This is a genomic window from Rhodococcus sp. SGAir0479 (assembly GCF_005484805.1).
Lineage (GTDB): Bacteria > Actinomycetota > Actinomycetes > Mycobacteriales > Mycobacteriaceae > Prescottella.
Window position 1 is genome coordinate 123,635 of the sequence record NZ_CP039432.1, and the last position, 18,615, is coordinate 142,249.

An 18,615-nucleotide genomic window follows, 5' to 3' on the forward strand; every position below is an offset into this window, starting at 1 on the left:
TGTGTCTGGCAACTACGAATCGACCCGCCGCCGTCTGACGAGCAAGCAGGCCGAGACGGTGTCTCGGCTCACCCGCTGTGCCGTCGAGGTGTTACGCGAGAAGGGGTTCGCCGGATTGACCGTTCGTTTGGTTGCCGCGCAGGCCGGGGTGGCCCCGGCGACGGCGTACACGTATTTCTCCTCCAAGGAACACCTCGTGGCCGAGGTGTTCTGGCGCCGGCTGTCGGCGATGCCGCGTGACGACGAGACGTCCGGAGACCGCACCACGCGGGTCGTCGAGGTGCTCCGCAGCGTCGCCCTGTTGGTCTCCGACGAGCCCGAACTCGCGGCCGCGGTCACCACGGCCCTGCTGGGCCGCGACCCCGACGTCGAGCACCTGCGGGCGCGGATCGCGCTCGAGATCCGGGCCCGTCTGCTCGCCGCGCTCGACGCGACCGCGGAGGATGAACAGGACCTGCTGGAGGCGCTCGAGATGCTCTACGCCGGTGCGCTTCTGCGCGCCGGCATGGGCTACGACTCGTACCTGCACATCGCCGACCGCCTCGAGGTCTCGGCGCGGATGATCCTGCCGTGACCCCGAGAGCGGCGTCGGCTCAGACGGTGTAGCCGCCGTCCACGTTGATCTTCTGGCCGGTGACGAAGCCGGCCTTGGTGCTCGCCAGGAAGCAGACGGCCTCGGCGATGTCGACCGCGGTCCCGAACTTCCGCAGCGGGATCCGGCTCATCGTCACGTCGAGCGCCCGCTGGTCCAGGCTCTGCGAGCTGATGAGGCGTTCGGCCATGCCGTCGGTGAGCATGCCGGGACCGACGGCGTTGAACCGGACGCCGAATCGTCCTTCCTCCGCGGCGAATCCGCGCACGAGCGCCTCGACGGCGCCCTTGGTCCCGGCGGACAGGCCGTCCCGCACCGGGTAGCGGTCGGTGGCCGCAGTGGTCACCGCGACCACCGAGCCCGAGGTTGCGCGCAGCGCGGGCAGGCACGCCTGGACGACGGTGAAGAAGGCGGTGGCCTCGTCGTTCAGGTGCTGTGCGTACGTGGCGGGTTCGACGCGGGACAGATGCACCATCGGGATGTGCGGACCGGCCGCGTGCACCAGGATCGACAGGTCACCGAACTCGTGTGTCGTCGTCGCGACCAGCTCGGCGAGCGCCTCCGGGTCGCACAGGTCGACGGAGCGTGCCGCGCCCCGGACCCCGAGTTCCTCGATCTCGGTCACCAACTTGGCAGCGGCCTCCGCGTTGGATCGGTAGGTGAGGACCACGTTGTGTCCCTGTGCGGCCAACTGTCGGACGATGGCGGCGCCGATGCCGCCGGTGCCGCCCGTGACGAGGGCGGTGGTGGGGGTGGAACTCGCAGAGGAGGTGCTCACGGTGTGCTCCTGGATGTGCGTCGGGTTTCCGGCAACCTAGCACTTGCTTGGTAGCGCGGCGCGGTGTTCGCCCATCACGCGGGAGGACGGGGTGGCGCGGTCAGTCGGCGAGCGTGCGGCCACTCACGAAGCGCCGTCGTCGGCCGCTGAACGGGTCGTCGAACTCGATGCTGCGGGCCAGCAGTTGCAGTGGCGTCGAGTAGTCGTCGGGGGCGACGTCGTGGAACTCGGGGTAGACGTTGTCGCCGACGATCGGAATGCCGAGCGAACTCATGTGCAGTCGCAACTGATGGGTCTTTCCGGTGCGCGGCCGCAATCGGTACCGCCCGACGCCGTCGCGAACGGAGATCAGTTCGATCCGGCTCTCGGCATTGGGTGCCCCGGGCACTTCCCGCGCCTGAAGTACGCCGCGCTCCTTGATGATTCGGCTGCGCACCGTGCGGGGGAGCCGCAGGGCCGGGTCGTACGGCGCGAGAGCCTCGTACTCCTTGTCGACCCGGCGCTCGTCGAACAGGGACTGGTAGGCCCGGCGGGCCTGCGCACGCACTGTGAGGACGAGGACGCCCGCGGTGACCCGGTCGAGGCGGTGGGCGGGGGTGAGTTCCGGCAGATCGAGGGACCGCCGCAGGCGTACCAACGCCGACTCGGCCACGTACGCGCCGCGCGGCGTGCTGGCCAGGAAGTGAGGCTTGTCCGCGACCAGCAGGTTCTCGTCGTGGTGCAGGACCTCGACTTCGAACGGCACCCGCCGCTCCACCGGTGGGTCCCGATAGAGGAAGAGGAAGCCGTGCGGCCGGAACGGTGTGACGGCAGTGATCGCAGCCCCGCGTTCGTCGACCACCTCGCCGGCCGCCACCTTCTCGCGCAGACGGCGCGCGTCGGACGGGAAGCGGGCGAGCAGGAACGCGAGCGCGGTCGGCCACGGGCCGGCGTTCGGAAGCCGCAGACGTGTGGGATTGAGCCCGTCGCGGACGGGGAGCGGAGCAGCGGGCACGACTCGACGGTACCGGCGAACTCGAGGTCCGGTTCCGGTACAGGCGTTGACGTGCCCGCCGGGCTACCTTACTGTTCGGTAAGTTGCAGCGCCCGCCATCTTCGAGGGGTGGGTGGCGGGCGTTGCTCGAGCAGCCGAACGACGGGTCCCGCGGTTCGATCTTTCCGTACGCTGTGACCATGACCACTTGGGATGCAGGGGACATCGTCGATCAAGAGGGCCGCACGTTCGTCGTGACCGGCGCGAACAGCGGGTTGGGGGCGGAGGCGGCCAAGGCGCTGACGAAGGCCGACGCCCGCGTGATCCTCGCGTGCCGGGACGTCGACAAGGGGCGCGCCGTCGCGGCGCAGCTGGGCGACCGCGCGGAGGTGCGCCGGCTCGACCTCGCCGACCTGTCGTCGGTGCGCGAGTTCGCGGACTCGATCGACTCGCTCGACGTACTGGTCAACAACGCGGGCGTGATGGCGGTGCCGTTGCGGCGGACGGCGGACGACTTCGAGATGCAGATCGGTACCAACCACCTGGGCCACTTCGCGCTCACGGGTCTGCTGCTGGACCGGATCGGCGACCGGGTGGTGACCATGTCGAGTGCGATGCACCAGATCGGCAGCATCGACCTCGACGACCTGAACTGGAAGCGTCGAACCTACCGGCGCTGGCCCGCCTACGGGCAGTCGAAACTCGCGAACCTGCTCTTCACCTACGAACTGCAGCGCCGGCTCGAGGCCGCCGGCTCGACCGTCAAGGCGCTCGCCGCGCACCCCGGGTACGCCGCGACCAACCTCCAGTCCCACACGGAGTCGATCTCGAGCCGGATCATGTCGCTGGCCAACCCGATCATCGCGCAGTCCGCACAGATGGGCGCCCTGCCGATTTTGTACGCGGCGACCGTCCCCGACGCGACCGGCGGCAGCTACATCGGGCCGTCGTCACTCTTCGAGACGAGGGGACACCCGAAAGTCGTGTCCTCGAACCGGAAGTCGCACGACCGCAGCGTTGCGCGACAATTGTGGACGCTGTCGGAGAAACTCACCGGCGTCGACTACAACTTCGGAGGCTGACCGCGTTGGCGATCGAGCGACTCAACCACGCTGTCCTGTTCGTGTCCGACCTGCGGCGCAGTCTGGCGTTCTACCAGGACGTGCTCGGGTTCAAGGCGCTGCCGGGCGGTTTTCCGGGTGCGGCGTTCCTGCAGGCCCCGGACTCGGCGAACGACCACGACCTGGGTCTGTTCCAGAGCCCGCACCCCACCGGCCGGGTGACACCCGGCCACGTCGGCCTGTACCACCTGGCCTGGGAGGTCGACACGCTCGCGGGGCTCGCGGACATGCGCGACCGCCTGGTCGCCGCCGGCGCGCTGACCGGTGCCAGCAACCACTGCTCCACCAAGGCGTTGTACGGCGCCGACCCGGACGGGATCGAGTTCGAGGTGTGCTGGCTGGTCCCCGATGCACTGGCGATCGACGAACTCGTGCCCGCCCAGCCGCCGACGCGTCCGCTCGACATCGACGCGGAGATCGCGCGGTACGGGGCCGACACCCGTGGCGGTCCGCGCACCGACCGTCACTTGTGGGAACGCGTACACGCGGCGCGCGCCCGCGGCTGACCGCTCGCGGCGGCGCGGTCCGGCCCCGGCGGGGGAGCGGGCCGCGGCGTCGCACGCCGGGCGAGCTCGACACCGGCCACCGCCAGTCCCGCGAAGGCGCCGAAGAGGACCTGCGCCGACCGCACGTCCAGGCCACCGAGATTCACGAGGACCCCGGCCAGGGCGGCCCCGAAGGCATTTGCGACCAGCTGCACCGTGTTGATGCCGGCCGCCGCCTGGGCGCCCTCGACTCCGGTGGCCGACGCCATGGCCGCGACCGTGAGATGTGGCCACGCGAGGCCGATGCCGGCGCCGGCGAGCGCGAGTCCGACAGCCCAACCCGCGATGCGGACGGTGTCGGCGCCGTCGGGCACCAGTAGCGTCGCCGACAGCAGTCCGCATGCGACCACCAGCGGGCCGCCGCGCACGATCCGGCGGACGGCGGACGGTCCGCTCACCGCGGCGCTCGACAGTTCCCCCAGCGTCCAGCCGAGCGCCAGTGCCGCGCCGAGGAACCCCGCGGGCAGGGGCGCCAGTCCGGCGAGTCGATCGCCGAACAGCGGCACGAACGTCTCGACGGTGGACGCGGCTGCGAGCGCCGCCACCGTGAGGTAGACCCACCGCAGCCGCGAAGGACCGAACGTCGACGACGGCAGCACGCCCGCCGGGCTGCGGCGGTCCGCGGCGACGAACGCCACCACGAGCGCACAAGCGCCCGCCACGGCCAGCGCGCTCACCGCCGCGTTGCCGACGATCCCGCCGACGGCCACCGCCGTCGTCGCCGCGATCAACAGGGCGAACGGCATCACGGGCAGCCGACCCGGAGTGTCCGTGGAACCGGTCTTGCGCGGTAGTGCCAGGGGCACCAGTACCGCGACCGTCGCGGTGGCCACGACCAGCACGGCAAAGGCCGCTCGCCACGAACCGAACTGAGCGAAGGCGCCGCCGATCGTGGGGCCCGCGAAGGTGCCCACTCCCCACATCGCCGACACGAGCCCCGACGCCCGCGTCCACAGCCGCGGGGGGAGCGCGAGGTTGATGGTCGCGTAGCCGAGTCCGGCGAGCAGTCCGCCGCCCAGCCCCTGCAGCCCCCGGCCGACGAGGAGTACCTCCATCGACGGACTCGCCGCACATACCGTGCTGCCCAGCGCGAACAGTGCCAGCCCGGTCAGGTAGGCGCCGCGCGGTCCGCGCGCACCGAGCGTGCGGCTCACGACCGTCGCCGACGCCACCGAGCCGATGAGGAACGCGACGGACGTCCACGCGTAGAACTGCAATCCGCCGATGTCGTCGATCGCGGTCGGCAGCAGGCCCGCGGTGAGGTAGACGTTGGTCGCATACAGTGCGACGCCACCCGCGAGGACCGTCACGACGCCCAGGTGTCGCCCGCTGAGGAGTTCCCTCCAGGCGCCGTTCATCGCCTTCTCCGTATCGTGCACGGCCTCGAACGTAGGAGCTCGAGTGCACTCGAGGTCAAGAGGGGGACGGCGTCCGAGCCGGTGTGCGCGGCATCACATTCGGTCGGGTCGCATCGGGCACGCGGCCGAAAGGCGCAGGTCGGGCCGCTGGAGCGGGTGCGCGGCTGCGAAATCGTCGGTGCCGTCGACGCGTCGGCACGGGGGTCGGCCGCTGTGCGGGAATTGAACGCCCGACAGGCATGTTCCATGAGTCAGTAAGACTCAACTTTGGAGGAGGCTGCGAATGCCGGCATTCTTCGGGCCCGAGGGGCCCGGGCGCATCGATATCACCCGTCTCATGAGCGCTGAGACGCAGCAGCTCATGGCCGAGGCCGCACAGTTCGCGGCCGGCCGGGGTGACACGGGCCTCGACGCACTGCACATCCTGCACGTCGCCGCGGTCAAGGATCCGGTGCGCGACATGGTTCGCCGTGTGGGCGGGGACCCGGAGGCCATCTCGAAGGACGCGGAGGCGCACCTGCCCCGCGGCCGCGAGGCTGTCTCGATCTCACCGACGGTCACGGCGGCCGGACGGCGGGCGCTGCTCGATGCCCACCAGATCGCGCGGGCACTCGGCTCCACGTACATCGACCCGGAGCACATTTTCCTGTCGATGGTCTCGGGAGGCGACTCGACCACGGGCCGCATCCTCGCGTCCGCAGGCGTGACGCCCGAGTCGATGCAGTCCGCCGTGGCGGCGGGACCGGCAGAGCCTCAGCGGGATTCGGCCACCCCCACCCTGGACAAGTACGGGACGGACCTGACCGACCGGGCCCGGTCGGGCGGGGTCGACCCGGTCATCGGCCGCGGTGACGAGATCGAGCAGGCCATCGAGATCCTGGCCCGCCGCACCAAGAACAACCCGGTTCTGGTCGGCGAGGCCGGCGTGGGCAAGACCGCCGTCGTCGAGGGTCTGGCACAGCGCATCGTGGACGGCGACGTCCCGGAGGTGCTGGCCGACAAGAAGATCGTCCAGCTGGACCTCGCCGGCATGCTGTCGGGGACCCGCTACCGCGGCGACTTCGAGGAGCGGCTGACCAAGGCGGTCGACGAGATCGTCGCCCAGGACGGCCAGGTCGTCGTCTTCATCGACGAGCTGCACACGATCGTCGGTGCGGGCGCCGGTGGCGAGGGCGCGATGGACGCCGGAAACATCCTCAAGCCCAAGCTGGCCCGAGGCGATCTGCGGATCGTCGGCGCCACCACGCTCGACGAGTACCGCAAGCACATCGAGAAGGATCCGGCGCTCGAGCGGCGGTTCCAGCCGGTCACGGTGAACGAGCCGAGCCCGGAGGACGCCAAGGCGATCCTGTCGGGTCTGCGGGAGCGGTACGAGGAGCACCACCGCGTCCGTTACACCGACGAGGCCGTCGCGGCGGCCGTCGACCTGTCGTCGCGCTACATCGCCGACCGGTACCTGCCGGACAAGGCCATCGACCTGCTCGACCAGGCCGGTGCGCGCAAGCGCCTGCGGCTGGGTGCGTCCAACCCGGACGCGAAGGCCCTGCAGCAGCGCATCGCGCGGCTGGAGAAGGCAAAGGAAGACGCCGTTGCCGCCGAGCAGTACGAGCGCGCGTCGCAGCTGCGTGACGAGATCGCCGGGGTCGAGAAGCGGCTCGCCGAGGCCCGGGTCGGTGACCCGGTCACGTCGTCGGAGCAGCCGTCGGTGACCGCTGAGGACATTGCCGAGATCGTCGCTCGCGCCACCGGAATCCCGGCCAGCCAGATGACGCAGAAGGAGAAGGAACGACTGCGCCGACTGGAGGACGAACTGCATCAGCGGGTCGTCGGGCAGGAGGACGCGGTCAAGGCGATCGCACGTGCGGTGCGGCGCAGCCGGACCGGTATGGGCGATCCGCGTCGCCCCGTCGGCAGCTTCCTGTTCCTCGGTCCGACCGGTGTCGGCAAGACCGAGCTGGCGAAGGCGTTGGCGCAGTCGCTGTTCGGTGACGAGAGCAAGATGCTGCGGCTGGACATGAGTGAGTTCGGCGAGCGGCACACCGCGAGCCGACTGGTCGGTGCCCCTCCGGGATACGTCGGATACGGCGAGGCCGGCCAGCTCACCGAACAGGTGCGGCGGCACCCGTACTCGGTGATCCTGCTCGACGAGATCGAGAAGGCGCATCCGGACGTGTTCAACGTCCTGCTGCAGGTGCTCGACGACGGGCGGCTGACCGACGGTCAGGGCCGGACGGTGGACTTCAAGAACACCGTGCTGATCATGACCAGCAACCTGGGTTCGGACATCATCTCCAGCAAGGGTGGTGCACTGGGCTTCACCACGGGTGACGCTGCCGCGGCCGAGAAGCCGTTGCGCGACAGGGTGATGGGCCGTCTGCGGGAGTCGTTCCGGCCGGAGTTCCTCAACCGGATCGACGAGATCGTGATCTTCCGCAAGCTCGAGGCCGATCAGCTGCACCGGATCACCGACCTGCTGCTGAGCGAGAGCAGGGACCGACTGCGGGCCAAGGACATCGACATCGAGTTCACGCCCGATGCGGTGGACTGGATCGCCGAACACGGCCATCAGCCCGAGTTCGGGGCGCGGCCGCTGCGCCGGACCATCGCGCGGGAGGTCGACGACCGGATCGCCGATCTGCTGCTCGACGACGTCCTCGACGCGGGCGGTCGGATCACGGTCACGGTCACCGACGACGAGCTGGACCTCGTCGTCAACTGATCCGCCGACGACAGGGGCGGGGCAGGCGAGAACGATTCGCCTGCCCCGCCCCTCGTCGTTCCGGTTCGGTCAGCGCACCCGCAGTCCGTCGATGTAGATCGAAGTGATCTCGCGCGCGAAGTCCGCGTTCGACTTCTGCGGGGAAGGCCGGAACCACCGGCTGGTCAGCCACACCGAGTCGCGCATGAGTTGGTAGAAGGTGGCGGCGTCGACGTCCGAACGCAGGTCGCCGTCGGCCTGTGCGTCGGTGATGCACTGCATCCATAAACCGGCGGCGAAGTCGCCCTTGTCGTCCAGGTTCGCTTCGAGCATCTTGTCGCGCATGTAGTCGGTCTCGACCTGCCAGATCGCGGTCGCGTGCGGGTGGTGCTCGGCCGCGTCGATCGCGACGAGCACCAGTGCCTCGAGCCGTTCGATCGGGGGGAGCTGTTCCGCGATGACCGCCGAACAGCGCTCGTACAGTTCGTCCACGTACACCCGGATGATCTCGACGACGATCGCGTCCTTGGACGGGAAGTAGTGGTACAGGGTCCCCGAGTACACCCCGCACGCCTCGGCGATCTCCCGCACGGTGGTGGCGGAGATGCCCTTGGTCGCGAATATCTCGCCGGAACGATCGAGGATCTGACGCCGTCGTTCCTGCGGATCCATACGGATTTCTCCCTGTGCCTGGGTCGATTCGGTGGCGCCCCATGGTACCGGTGCGCGTCGAGCCCCTCGGCGGCCCGGCACACTCATCCTATATTGATTGATCGCTTGCTCAATCTCGTGTCTTGGATCACAATGATCGACGACGTGTGACGGACAGAGCGGGAGCGATGAATGGGTGTACTCGAGGGCGACGTCGCGTTGGTGACGGGTGCCGGCCAGGGGATCGGGCGAGGCATCGCCCACGCGCTCGCCGCCGAGGGGGCGCGTGTCGCGGTGGTCGGTCGGACGCTGTCGAAGGTGGCGGACACGGCCGACGAGATCGTCCGGCGCGGCGGGGAGGCGGTCGCGCTGCGGTGCGACGTGACCGATCCGGAGCAGATCGACACCGTCGTCGCGGCCGTCGTCGAGCGCTACGGGGGTCTGTCGATCCTGGTGAACAACGCGCAGACGCCGGCCCACGGAACGCTCCTCGACGTCCGCGAGGACGACTACCTCGGCAGTATGGACTCCGGCCCGTTGGCGACGCTGCGCCTCATGCGCGCGTGTCATCCGCACCTGTCGGGACGGGGCTCGATCGTCAACCTCGGTTCCGCGGCCGGCCTCAAGTGGGATCCGTCCGGCACCGGCGCCTACGCCGCAGCCAAGGAGGCCGTGCGCGTGCTGACCCGGACGGCCGCATGCGAGTGGGGTCGCGACGGGATCCGCGTCAACGCCGTCCTGCCACTGGCGTCGTCGCCCCTGATGGACGGGTGGGCCGAACTCGAGCCGGAGGCCTACGACGAGTACCTGCGGACCGTGCCGTTGGGGCGTCTCGGTGACGCCGAGGCGGACATCGGGCCGGCCGTCGTGTTCCTGTGCAGCCCGGCTGCCCGGTACATCACCGGTCATTCGCTACCGGTCGACGGAGGACAGGCTCTCCTCAGATAGCCGTGCGCCGAATTCTTTACCGCTCAACGGAAATCGACGACGGAGCGTGCGAGTGCTGCTCGTACGCTGGCCGAATACAGTTCCAACGGAAGGATCCCGCAATGCAGCCGGTCGAATGCGGAGCGTGCGGAAACCGCGTACTCGTCGAGAAGTACAGCGCGACGCACACCAGCACCCAGTGGCTCGAGGACGCGGAGACGGCATGCGCCGAATTCCGTGCGGCCGCCGCGGACGGAACCCACAGCATGTACGTACGGACGTGCGGTGCGCTCGGCAAGAGCATCGACGAGGCCGTCGCCGAGGGTCGCCTCGGCGAGTCGTACCGCACGGTGCCGGTTGCCGGCTCGACCGACGAAGTTCGCCCCTACTCGTAAGCGACGGACAGCCGTTCGCTGCGGTTCCGAGTTTTCAGACGCTGCTCGCACAAGGGCGGTCAGCGCACACTTCTTCAAGGAGGCAAGATGACCGAGATCGCCGACGACGTCGAGGTCCGGGAGATCGTGGCGGGAAGCAATCCCGACCGCTTCGCACGCGGCTGGCACTGCATCGGTCGCGCGCAGGACTTCCGGGACGGAAAGCCGCACCAGGTCAAGATCTTCGGCACCGACCTGGTGGTGTTCGAGGACAGCAAGGGCGAGCTGCAGGTCCTCGACGCGTTCTGTCGCCACATGGGCGGCAACCTGGCTATGGGTGAGATCAAGGGCGACACCATCGCCTGCCCGTTCCACGACTGGCGGTGGAACGGCAAGGGCAAGTGCACCGACATCCCCTACGCCCGCCGCGTCCCTCCGGTCGCCAAGACCAAGGCCTGGGTCAAGCTCGAACGGAACGGGCTGTTCTTCGTCTGGAACGACCCGCAGGGCAACCAGCCGCCGGCCGAGGTCACGATCCCGCAGATCGAGGGTTACGACGAGGGCGGCTGGAGCGACTGGAGCTGGAACACCTACGTCGTCGAGGGCTCACACTGCCGCGAGATCGTCGACAACGTCGTGGACATGGCGCACTTCTTTTACGTGCACTTCCAGATTCCGACGTACTTCAAGAACGTCTTCGAGGGCCACGTCGCCACCCAGGTGATGCGTTCGGGCGGCCGTGACGACATCCAGACCGGCGTCCAGCTGGGAATGGCCGAGGCGGAGACGATCTCGGACGCGTCGTACTACGGTCCGTCCTTCATGCTCGACACCGTCTACACGGTGGCCGGCGACATCAAGGTCGAGACCAAGCTGGCCAACTGCCACTACCCGATCACGAACAACTCGTTCATCCTGCAGTGGGGCACCATCGTCAAGCGGACCGAGGGCCTGTCGGACGAGGACGCCAAGGCGATGGCCGAGCAGTTCACCGAGGGTGTCGAGCACCAGTTCAAGCAGGACATCGCGATCTGGAACCACAAGAGCCGGATCGAGAACCCGCTGCTGACCGAGGAGGACGGGCCGGTCTACCAGCTGCGCCGCTGGTACCAGCAGTTCTACGTGGACATCGAGGACGTCACGGAGGACATGACCAAGCGCTTCGAGTTCGAGGTGGACACCACCCGGGCCCAGCAGAACTGGCGCGACGTCGTCGCGGACAACGTCGCCAACGGCGTCAAGCCCGTCGAGTTGGTCGCGGACGTCTGATCGACCGACGCGAAGAGCGCCCCTGCCGGAAACGGCAGGGGCGCAGTCGTTACCGGCGCCAGTGCGTCAGGCGGGGATGTGGCGGAACGCGCGGCTCGCGGTCATGTGTCGCCATGTCGCGAGCGCGGCCATCCGCACCGGGGCGACCAGCGCGGAACTGTTCATGCTCTTGCTCGGCCCGCACACCGAGATCGCCCCGACGGTGTTCTTCCCGTCCCCGATCGCCGCAGCGACACACGAGACACCGACGGCCGTCTCGTCCCGATCGTGGGCGATGCTCTGCTCACGGACGCGGGCGAGCTCCACACGCAGCCGCGCCGCGTCGCCGATCGAATTCTGGGTGGGGCCCGAAACCGGGTCGGGCAGAACGGTTTCGGCGTCGATCCTGGTGTTGGCCAGCAGCGCCTTGCCGATGGCAGTGCGGTAGGCCGGCTGACGGCCCCCGACCCGGGAGGGCACCGCGAGCGTGAATCGACCGCCCAGCTTCTCGAGATAAAGCACGTCCGAGCCGTCGAGCACCGCCAGATGGACGACCAGACCAGTGGCGTTGTGCAGCTCGTGCAGGACGGGCAGTGCGGCCTGGTGGACCCGATCGTGGTGCTGGGCCAGCGAACCGAGCTCGAGCATCTTCATGCCCAGTTCGTACGCGTGCCCGTGGCGGCGGATCCAGCCGATGCGGACCAGTTGCAGCAGCATGCGGTGCGTGGAGGACCGGGGAAACCCGGTACGGCGCGAGAGCTCCGACAGGGTCAGCCGTTCCGCTTCCCGGAAGACGTCGAGCAGGACCGCGACGCGATCGATGACTGCGATCGGGGAGCTGGTTGCTGTCGTCGTCATGACGAACCTCCATGTATTCGCGCATTCCAACCTGATTGAGCAAGCGTTCAATCAAGTGGAAGAGACTGTATCAGCGTGGCCCGCATCCCTCCAGCGTCTGCGTCGAATTCGTTTCGACGCCGAAGCGGTCTGCCGGCCGCCCCCGATCGCCCGCGAAACCGTGCCGCGCACAGTGCCTTTGCTCCGTCCCGGTCTCGGACCCGCGGCGCCCGGCGCCGCTGTGCGACGGGACGCGTGGCCGGCGCGGCGGTTTTTCCGTTCATCGGGAAGCGATGAGGGTGACTCGCGTCTCACCTCCTAACGTGCTTCCGGTCACTCACCCCTCGCATCGGAACGTAGGTAGGGAAATGTCAGTCACCGTCTCCAGGGAAGACTCTGTCGACGACACTCGGGGCGGCGGTTCGAACGCGTACTGGATCCGCGTGCTGCTGATCCTCGTCCTGCTCACCGAGCAGGCGGCGCTCGCCTTCGCGCTCTTCACCCCCGCACTGCCCAAGATCGCCGCGAAGTACGAGACGACGCAGGTCGTCTGGGTGATGACGGCGTTGGTGCTCGCTGCCGCGATCGCGTCGCCGATTCTCGGCAAGCTCGCGGACGTCTACGGCAAGAAGCGGATCCTCGTGATCACCGCCGCGATCGCCGGCCTGGGCGCGGTGATCTCGGCGGTCGCCCCCACCTTCCCGATCCTGCTCGTCGGCCGCTTCCTGTCGGGCGTCGGGTTCGCCTTCACCGCGCTCGGGTATTCGCTGATCCGCGACGTCTTCCCGGCCCGGATGCAGGCCATGTCGATCTCGATCGCGAACACCGGTGTCGGCGTCGTCACCGTGGCCGCCCCGCTGATCTCCGGCTACATGCTCGACCACGCGGGTGTCTCGTCCGTCTTCTGGTTCTCGTTCGCGCTGTGCGCCGTCGGCGGCCTGCTGACGTTGTTCTTCGTCCCCGAGACACCGGTGCGCGCACAGGTTTCCGTCGACTGGCTGGGCGCCTTCCTGCTCACGGTGGCACTGTTCACGGTGATGCTCGCCCTGTCGCTCGGCGCTGACTGGGGCTGGGTGAGCGGCAGGACGCTGGGCACGCTGGCCGTCACCGTCGTCTTCGCCGTGGCGTGGGTGGTGTGGGAACGCCGCTGCCCCGAGCCGCTGATCAGCATCGAGGTGCTGGCGAGCCGCAAGGTCGGCATCACGCTCCTGGCCGGCGGCATCGCGTACGGCGCGACGACGCTGACCGCGACCCTCATCCCGATGCTGTTGCAGACGCCTCGAGAGGCGGCCGACTACGGCTTCGGCCTCACGGTCACCGACATGGCGCTGTGGATGCTGCCGGGTGGCATCCTGATCGTTCTCGGCGGCGTTTTCGTGGGGGCCACGTCGAAGCGCATCGGCTTCCGTCAGCACCTGATCGGCGGTGCGGTCCTGATCGCGCTCGGTGCCGCGGTGTTGGCGACGACCCCGGACCAGGCCTGGCAGGTGGTGGCCGGGTACGGCCTCATCGGCTTCGGGTCGATGATCTATGCCGCCATCCCCAACCTCGTGATGATGGCGCTGCCCGAGGATCAGCGCGCGATCGGCGCCAACTTCACCGGTCTGTCGCAGTCCATGTTCGGTGGCATGCTCTCGTCCCTGGGCTTCGCGCTGCTCGCCCAGCACGTCCTGGCCGTCGGACCGGCCGGCCCGGTCTACACCGCGGACGGCTTCTTCGTGGCGTTCATGGTGGCCGCGGGCGCCGCGCTGGTGGGCGCCGCCCTGGCGTTCGGTATCACCGTCGGACGGCGCGGCGGGCGGTAACCCCCGCCCGCACCCGGCCTGCCTCGGGGCCTGCCGCCTACCCGGGCGGCAGGCCCCGAGGCGTTCGGCGGGTCAGCGATCGAGCACGGCCAGGACGCAGCCGCCCAGCGCGGTGATCGTGCCGGTGGTGACCACGACGGACATCGTCACGCAGGCCAGCCCGGCGCCCAGCACCAGCGGAGCCAGCGGCAACAGGGGGAGGGGCGCCCGCCGCGCCCCCGCCGAGGCACGTCCGTACAGGCTGGAAGTGATGACTCCGGACGACATGCCGGTTCTCCTCTGCTCGGGGGTAGAGCCACAGCGTAGGAAGGCGGACGTGGTTCTGCTCGGCAACACCGTTCGCCGCCCGAGCCCTCGTTCACCCGCGCCGACGATGCCGCGCCGACTGTGCCGCCGGGCGGTATACATGTAGAGGTGTGGTCGGCGCGCAGGACCGGCTCAGGACCGGATCGACCGGCTGCAGTTCGATTCTCGAACGGCGCCGTCCGCGTCGTGAACCCGGGCCCGACCTTCGCGGGTGAACACAGAGGGTGAACGGGAAGGGATGTCCAGTGGGGTCATCTGGCGGCGACGGGCATTCGCGGGGCCCGACGTTCGACGTCTTCGCCGGCGATCCGACGGTGGGTGCCGACCTGGCCGCCGTCGACTGGGCGGTGACGCCGCTGGGTTCTCCCAAGGGCTGGCCGCAGAGCCTGCGCACCGCCGTCGACATCCTGCTCTCGTCGCGGTTCGCCATGTGGATGGCGTGGGGTCCCGACCTCACGTTCTTCTGTAACGCCGCCTACCGGCGGGACACGCTGGGCGAGAGGTACCCGTGGGCTCTCGGTCGTCCGACCCGTGAGGTGTGGGCCGAGATCTGGGACGACATCGCCCCGAGGATCGACCAGGTGCTCACCACCGGCGAGGCCACCTGGGACGAGGCGCTGCTGCTGTTCGTCGAGCGGGCCGGGTATCGCGAGGAGAGCTATCACACCTTCTCCTACAGCCCCCTGCGCGATGACGACGGCAATGTCGCCGGGATGCTGTGCGTGGTCAGCGAGGAGACCGAACGGGTCATCGGTGACCGCCGGATGGCGGTGCTGCGCGATCTGGGCTCGGACCCGAGCGTGATCCGCACCGTCGAGGAGGCCGTCGACTTCGCCGCACGGCAACTCGACGCGAACCTGCGGGATCTGCCGTTCACCGCGACGTATCTGGCACAGGGCGACGGCAGCTACCGGCTCGCCGGAACGAGTGGGATCCGTCCCGGGCACTCGGCCACGCCGGAGGTCCTGGCGGCAGGGGACCCTCGAGCGGTGTGGCCGGTTGCCGACATGGCGCGTGGCGAGTCGGTGCACGTCGCGCTCGACGGTGCCCGCTTCCCCGACCTGCCTGCAGGCGCCTGGACGAACCCGCCCACGCACGCACTGCTGGTGCCGTTGCTCCGGCAGGGAGACACTCCCTACGGATTTCTGGTGGCGGCACTCAACCGGTACCGGCCGCTCGACGACGGTTACCGCGGTTTCGTCGAACTGGTCGCGGGATACGTGACCGCGTGCATCTCCGCCGCGCGGAACTACCAGGAGCAACAGCGGAGAGCCGAGGCGTTGGCCGAGCTGGACCGTGCCAAGACGACGTTCTTCTCCAACATCAGCCACGAGTTCCGTACACCGCTGACTCTGATCATGGGTCCGGTGGACGAGTTGCGCCGGCACGGTTCGGGGCTGGACGAGCGGGCGCGCGACGAGCTCGAGGTGATCCACCGGAACGGTCTGCGGCTCGGCAAACTGGTCAATGCTTTGTTGGACTTCTCGCGGATCGAGGCCGGCCGCATGCAGGCCCGCTACGAGCCCGCGGACCTCGCGGTCGCGACCACGGAACTGGCCAGCCTGTTCCGGTCCGCGATCGACCGGGCCGGTCTGACGTTCGACGTCGACTGCCCGCCCCTCGACGAGCCGGTGTACCTCGACCGCGGCCTGTGGGAGAAGGTGGTCCTCAACCTGCTGAGCAACGCACTCAAGTTCACCTTCGAGGGGTCGATCACGGTGGCGGTCCGCCGCGCCGGCGACTCGGCGGTGGTGACCGTCGCCGACACCGGTGTGGGTGTCTCGGCCGCAGAGGTTCCGCGACTGTTCGAGCGCTTCCACCGCATCGAGAACACGAGATCCCGGTCGCACGAGGGCAGCGGAATCGGGCTGGCGCTGGTTCGGGAACTGGTCGAACTGCACGGCGGGACCATCACCGCCGACAGCGCCGAGGGGGTGGGCACGACCTTCACGATCCGGCTCCCGTTCGGGACCGATCACCTGCCTCCCGAATCGGTCGCTTTCACGGCGGTCGACGGTGTCGTCTCGCAGGTGGCCGACTCGTTCGTGCTGGAGGCGCTGCGGTGGCTGCCGGAGACGTCGGACGTCGAACTGCCCGGGCGCGGACCGGTCCAGCCGGTGGCCGCGGTGCCCGCGCGGGTCCTGATCGCCGACGACAACGCCGACATGCGCGGTTACCTCGCCCGCCTGCTCTCGGGAGCGGGCTACCACGTCGTCGCCGTGCCGGACGGGGTCGAAGCCCTGGCGGCCGTCCGCGCGGGCACGTTCGACATGGTCGTCACCGACGTGATGATGCCCCGTCTCGACGGCCTGTCGCTGGTGGCGGCGTTGCGCGCGGACTCTCGCACGGCCGCGATGCCGGTCCTCGTGCTGTCGGCGCGAGCCGGGCAGGAGGCGTCCATCGAGGGTCTGCAGGCGGGTGCCGACGATTACCTGGTCAAGCCGTTCGCTGCCGCCGAGCTGCTCGCGCGCGTCCGGGCGAACGTCGAACTCGCCCGCATGCGGATGCATCACGCGCGCTGGCGGACGGCCCTGATCGACTCCCTGCAGGAGGCCTTCTTCGTCTGCGACGAGGACGGCGCGGTGGTGGAGATCAACGCGGCGTTCACCGAGATCCTCGGGTACGGCGCCGAGGGGCTGCCGTACCGTCCCGCCCACCCGTGGTGGCCGGACCCGAGCTCCGACCCGCTCGCGTACCAGCAGGTCGCGGACGTCTTCGCCGCGCTGCCCCACCGCAGCCACAGCACGCATTCGGTCCCCGTCGTCCATCGTGACGGCCACACGATCTGGATCAGCGTGCAGTTCAATCCGGCGCAGGATCCCGAGACCGGTCGCCGGGTCACCGTGGGCACCTTCCGCGACGTCACCGCCGAGCGGTACGCGATTCAGCGAGACAGTGCGCTCGCCTCGCTCAGTACGCGCCTGACCCAGGCGGGCAGTCTCACCGAGGCGCTCGCCGGTGCCATGGCCGAGTTCGCGAGTCTGTGGCGTGCCGACGTCGTGCTGGCAGCCGTCTTCGACGACGACGAGCACCCGACGCTCCTGAGCACCGACGGATCGCACACCTGGGCGGAGTTGCCGGCCGCCCGCCGGCAGCTGCTCACCGAGCTACGCGTCCGCCCGGTGCTGGGTGTCCACACGGGGGACACGGGACTGGGCGTCCTGCTCGAGCATCCGCACGGCCCGCTCGCGTTGTGGATCGAGACCGGAAGCCCCCGGCCGTTCACGTCCGATGATCGGCTGCTGCTGTCGGTGCTGGCCGGCCATCTCGCCCAGGGACTGGCGCGGGTCCATCAGAACGACGAGCAGCGAGAGACCGCCATCACGTTGCAGCGGGCCATCCTCGGTCCCTCGCATCTGCCGGACGGTTTCGCGGTGCGGTACGAACCCGCGACGCGGCGCCTCGAGGTCGGCGGCGACTGGTACGACACCGTCTCGCTACCGGACGGCCGGATCGGAATCGTCGTCGGCGACTGCGTCGGGCACGGCCTGGAGGCCGCGACGGTCATGGGACAGCTGCGCAGCGCGTGCCGGGCCCTCCTGTTGCGCAATCCCAGTCCCGCCGAGGCGCTCACTGCGCTCGACCAGTTCGCGGCCGCGACGCCGGGGGCGGCGTGCACCACGGTCTTCTGTGGCGTTCTCGATCCGGAGACCGGTCGCCTGGTCTACTCCAGCGCCGGCCACCCGCCGGGCATCCTGGCGCACGCCGACGGCACCAGTCAGCTGCTCGAGGGTGGGCGATCGGTGCCACTCGCAGTGCGCCGCAAGGATTCCCGTCCCGAGGGTGAGTGCGTCCTTCCCGCCCACACCACGCTCCTGCTCTACACCGACGGCCTCGTCGAGCGCCGTCGGTCCACCATCGACGAGGGCATCGAACGCGCCGGTGAGGCCGTGCACCACGCCCGTGAGGCCGGCGTCGAGGACCTTGCCGACGGCGTGATGGCACGGCTGGCCCCCACGGAGGGTTACGACGACGACGTCGCGGTTCTCCTCTACCGTCATCCGACGCCGCTCACGCTGACGTTCCCGACGGAGCCGGGCCAGTTGGCGCGGGTGCGCACGGCGCTGCGGGGTTGGCTCGACCGCTGCGACATGTCCCCGGAAGCCGCGCAGGACATCGTGGTGGCGGCGGCGGAAGCCTGCGCCAACGCGCTCGAGCACGGTCACGTACCCACCGCGTCGTTCACGGTGCGGGCGGAGGCGTCGGTCGACGTGGTGCGACTGACGGTCGTCGACTCCGGTTCCCGCGAGCCCGCGTGCCCGGAGGACGATGCGCATCGCAACCGGTTGGATCAAGCGCGCGCGGCGATGGACCGCGTCGACATCACCAGTGGCGCGTCCGGGACGGTCGTCGAGATGTACACGAACTTCCGGTCGGCGCCGAGAGACTGAGACGGTCCGCC

Annotated in this window: 15 protein-coding genes; 9 read left to right on the forward strand and 6 right to left on the reverse strand. The window is 69.4% G+C overall.

From position 1 onward, the window contains the following. The first annotated feature begins 1 nt into the window (after position 1). Positions 2–574, forward strand: a complete 573-nt coding sequence (locus E7742_RS23580) for a TetR/AcrR family transcriptional regulator (RefSeq protein ID WP_137797139.1) — start codon at positions 2–4, stop codon at positions 572–574. A gap of 19 nt (positions 575–593) precedes the next feature. Here the strand turns inward: E7742_RS23580 and E7742_RS00560 are convergent, their stop codons facing one another. After that, positions 594–1,370, reverse strand: coding sequence for an SDR family NAD(P)-dependent oxidoreductase (locus E7742_RS00560; RefSeq protein ID WP_137797140.1), 777 nt, complete (start codon positions 1,368–1,370; stop codon positions 594–596). 100 nt (positions 1,371–1,470) lie between these two features. Further along, positions 1,471–2,364, reverse strand: a complete 894-nt coding sequence (locus E7742_RS00565; protein WP_137797141.1) for a pseudouridine synthase — start codon at positions 2,362–2,364, stop codon at positions 1,471–1,473. Positions 2,365–2,543: 179 nt separating this feature from the next. Between E7742_RS00565 and E7742_RS00570 the strand changes: the two genes are divergently transcribed. Continuing rightward, on the forward strand, positions 2,544–3,425 hold the full coding sequence (locus tag E7742_RS00570; RefSeq protein WP_137797142.1) for an oxidoreductase: 882 nt from the start codon (positions 2,544–2,546) through the stop codon (positions 3,423–3,425). A 5-nt stretch (positions 3,426–3,430) separates the two neighbouring features. Continuing rightward, positions 3,431–3,970, forward strand: a complete 540-nt coding sequence (locus E7742_RS00575) for a VOC family protein (protein WP_137797143.1) — start codon at positions 3,431–3,433, stop codon at positions 3,968–3,970. Here E7742_RS00575 and E7742_RS00580 read toward each other — a convergent pair. Then, positions 3,928–5,367, reverse strand: a complete 1,440-nt coding sequence (locus E7742_RS00580; RefSeq protein ID WP_137800989.1) for an MFS transporter — start codon at positions 5,365–5,367, stop codon at positions 3,928–3,930. The genes E7742_RS00575 and E7742_RS00580 overlap by 43 nt on opposite strands. 283 nt (positions 5,368–5,650) lie before the next feature. Between E7742_RS00580 and E7742_RS00585 the strand changes: the two genes are divergently transcribed. Continuing rightward, positions 5,651–8,086: an ATP-dependent Clp protease ATP-binding subunit gene (locus E7742_RS00585; protein ID WP_137797144.1), complete on the forward strand. Its 2,436-nt coding sequence runs from the start codon at positions 5,651–5,653 to the stop codon at positions 8,084–8,086. 69 nt (positions 8,087–8,155) lie between these two features. Here E7742_RS00585 and E7742_RS00590 read toward each other — a convergent pair whose 3' ends face one another. Further along, entirely contained in the window at positions 8,156–8,737 is a 582-nt protein-coding gene (locus E7742_RS00590) for a TetR/AcrR family transcriptional regulator (RefSeq protein ID WP_137797145.1), read from the reverse strand. Between the two features lie 171 nt (positions 8,738–8,908). On the opposite strand from E7742_RS00590, the gene E7742_RS00595 reads away from it, so the two are divergent. The 3 genes from E7742_RS00595 to E7742_RS00605 all read left to right on the forward strand — a co-directional run bounded on the left by E7742_RS00595 (position 8,909) and on the right by E7742_RS00605 (position 11,286). Beyond that, complete coding sequence (locus E7742_RS00595) at positions 8,909–9,664, forward strand: SDR family NAD(P)-dependent oxidoreductase (RefSeq protein WP_137797146.1); 756 nt, start codon at positions 8,909–8,911, stop codon at positions 9,662–9,664. Positions 9,665–9,765: 101 nt separating this feature from the next. Beyond that, positions 9,766–10,038, forward strand: coding sequence for a hypothetical protein (locus E7742_RS00600; RefSeq protein WP_137797147.1), 273 nt, complete (start codon positions 9,766–9,768; stop codon positions 10,036–10,038). Positions 10,039–10,125: 87 nt separating this feature from the next. Continuing rightward, a complete protein-coding gene (locus E7742_RS00605; RefSeq protein ID WP_137797148.1) occupies positions 10,126–11,286 on the forward strand; it encodes a Rieske 2Fe-2S domain-containing protein in 1,161 nt (386 codons plus the stop codon). A gap of 66 nt (positions 11,287–11,352) precedes the next feature. Here E7742_RS00605 and E7742_RS00610 read toward each other — a convergent pair whose 3' ends face one another. After that, positions 11,353–12,123, reverse strand: coding sequence for an IclR family transcriptional regulator (locus E7742_RS00610; protein WP_137797149.1), 771 nt, complete (start codon positions 12,121–12,123; stop codon positions 11,353–11,355). 347 nt (positions 12,124–12,470) lie between these two features. Between E7742_RS00610 and E7742_RS00615 the strand changes: the two genes are divergently transcribed. After that, a complete protein-coding gene (locus E7742_RS00615) occupies positions 12,471–13,907 on the forward strand; it encodes an MFS transporter (protein WP_137797150.1) in 1,437 nt (478 codons plus the stop codon). Between the two features lie 72 nt (positions 13,908–13,979). Here the strand turns inward: E7742_RS00615 and E7742_RS00620 are convergent, their stop codons facing one another. Then, positions 13,980–14,174 (reverse strand): hypothetical protein, encoded by a 195-nt coding sequence (locus E7742_RS00620; RefSeq protein WP_137797151.1) that lies wholly within the window; start codon positions 14,172–14,174, stop codon positions 13,980–13,982. A 284-nt stretch (positions 14,175–14,458) separates the two neighbouring features. On the opposite strand from E7742_RS00620, the gene E7742_RS00625 reads away from it, so the two are divergent. Further along, positions 14,459–18,604 carry a SpoIIE family protein phosphatase gene (locus tag E7742_RS00625; protein ID WP_137797152.1) on the forward strand — a complete coding sequence of 1,382 codons (4,146 nt, stop codon included), beginning with the start codon at positions 14,459–14,461 and terminating at the stop codon, positions 18,602–18,604. Positions 18,605–18,615 lie beyond the last annotated feature (11 nt).

What these genes read in the sequence shown, in the direction of transcription:
- E7742_RS00570 (WP_137797142.1), top strand. Translation starts at nt 2,544, where the DNA reads ATGACCACTTGGGATGCAGGGGACATCGTCGATCAAGAGGGCCGCACG.
- E7742_RS00580 (WP_137800989.1), bottom strand. Translation starts at nt 5,367, where the DNA reads ATGAACGGCGCCTGGAGGGAACTCCTCAGCGGGCGACACCTGGGCGTC.
- E7742_RS00585 (WP_137797144.1), top strand. Translation starts at nt 5,651, where the DNA reads ATGCCGGCATTCTTCGGGCCCGAGGGGCCCGGGCGCATCGATATCACC.
- E7742_RS00590 (WP_137797145.1), bottom strand. Translation starts at nt 8,737, where the DNA reads ATGGATCCGCAGGAACGACGGCGTCAGATCCTCGATCGTTCCGGCGAG.
- E7742_RS00595 (WP_137797146.1), top strand. Translation starts at nt 8,909, where the DNA reads ATGGGTGTACTCGAGGGCGACGTCGCGTTGGTGACGGGTGCCGGCCAG.
- E7742_RS00600 (WP_137797147.1), top strand. Translation starts at nt 9,766, where the DNA reads ATGCAGCCGGTCGAATGCGGAGCGTGCGGAAACCGCGTACTCGTCGAG.
- E7742_RS00605 (WP_137797148.1), top strand. Translation starts at nt 10,126, where the DNA reads ATGACCGAGATCGCCGACGACGTCGAGGTCCGGGAGATCGTGGCGGGA.
- E7742_RS00610 (WP_137797149.1), bottom strand. Translation starts at nt 12,123, where the DNA reads ATGACGACGACAGCAACCAGCTCCCCGATCGCAGTCATCGATCGCGTC.
- E7742_RS00615 (WP_137797150.1), top strand. Translation starts at nt 12,471, where the DNA reads ATGTCAGTCACCGTCTCCAGGGAAGACTCTGTCGACGACACTCGGGGC.
- E7742_RS00620 (WP_137797151.1), bottom strand. Translation starts at nt 14,174, where the DNA reads ATGTCGTCCGGAGTCATCACTTCCAGCCTGTACGGACGTGCCTCGGCG.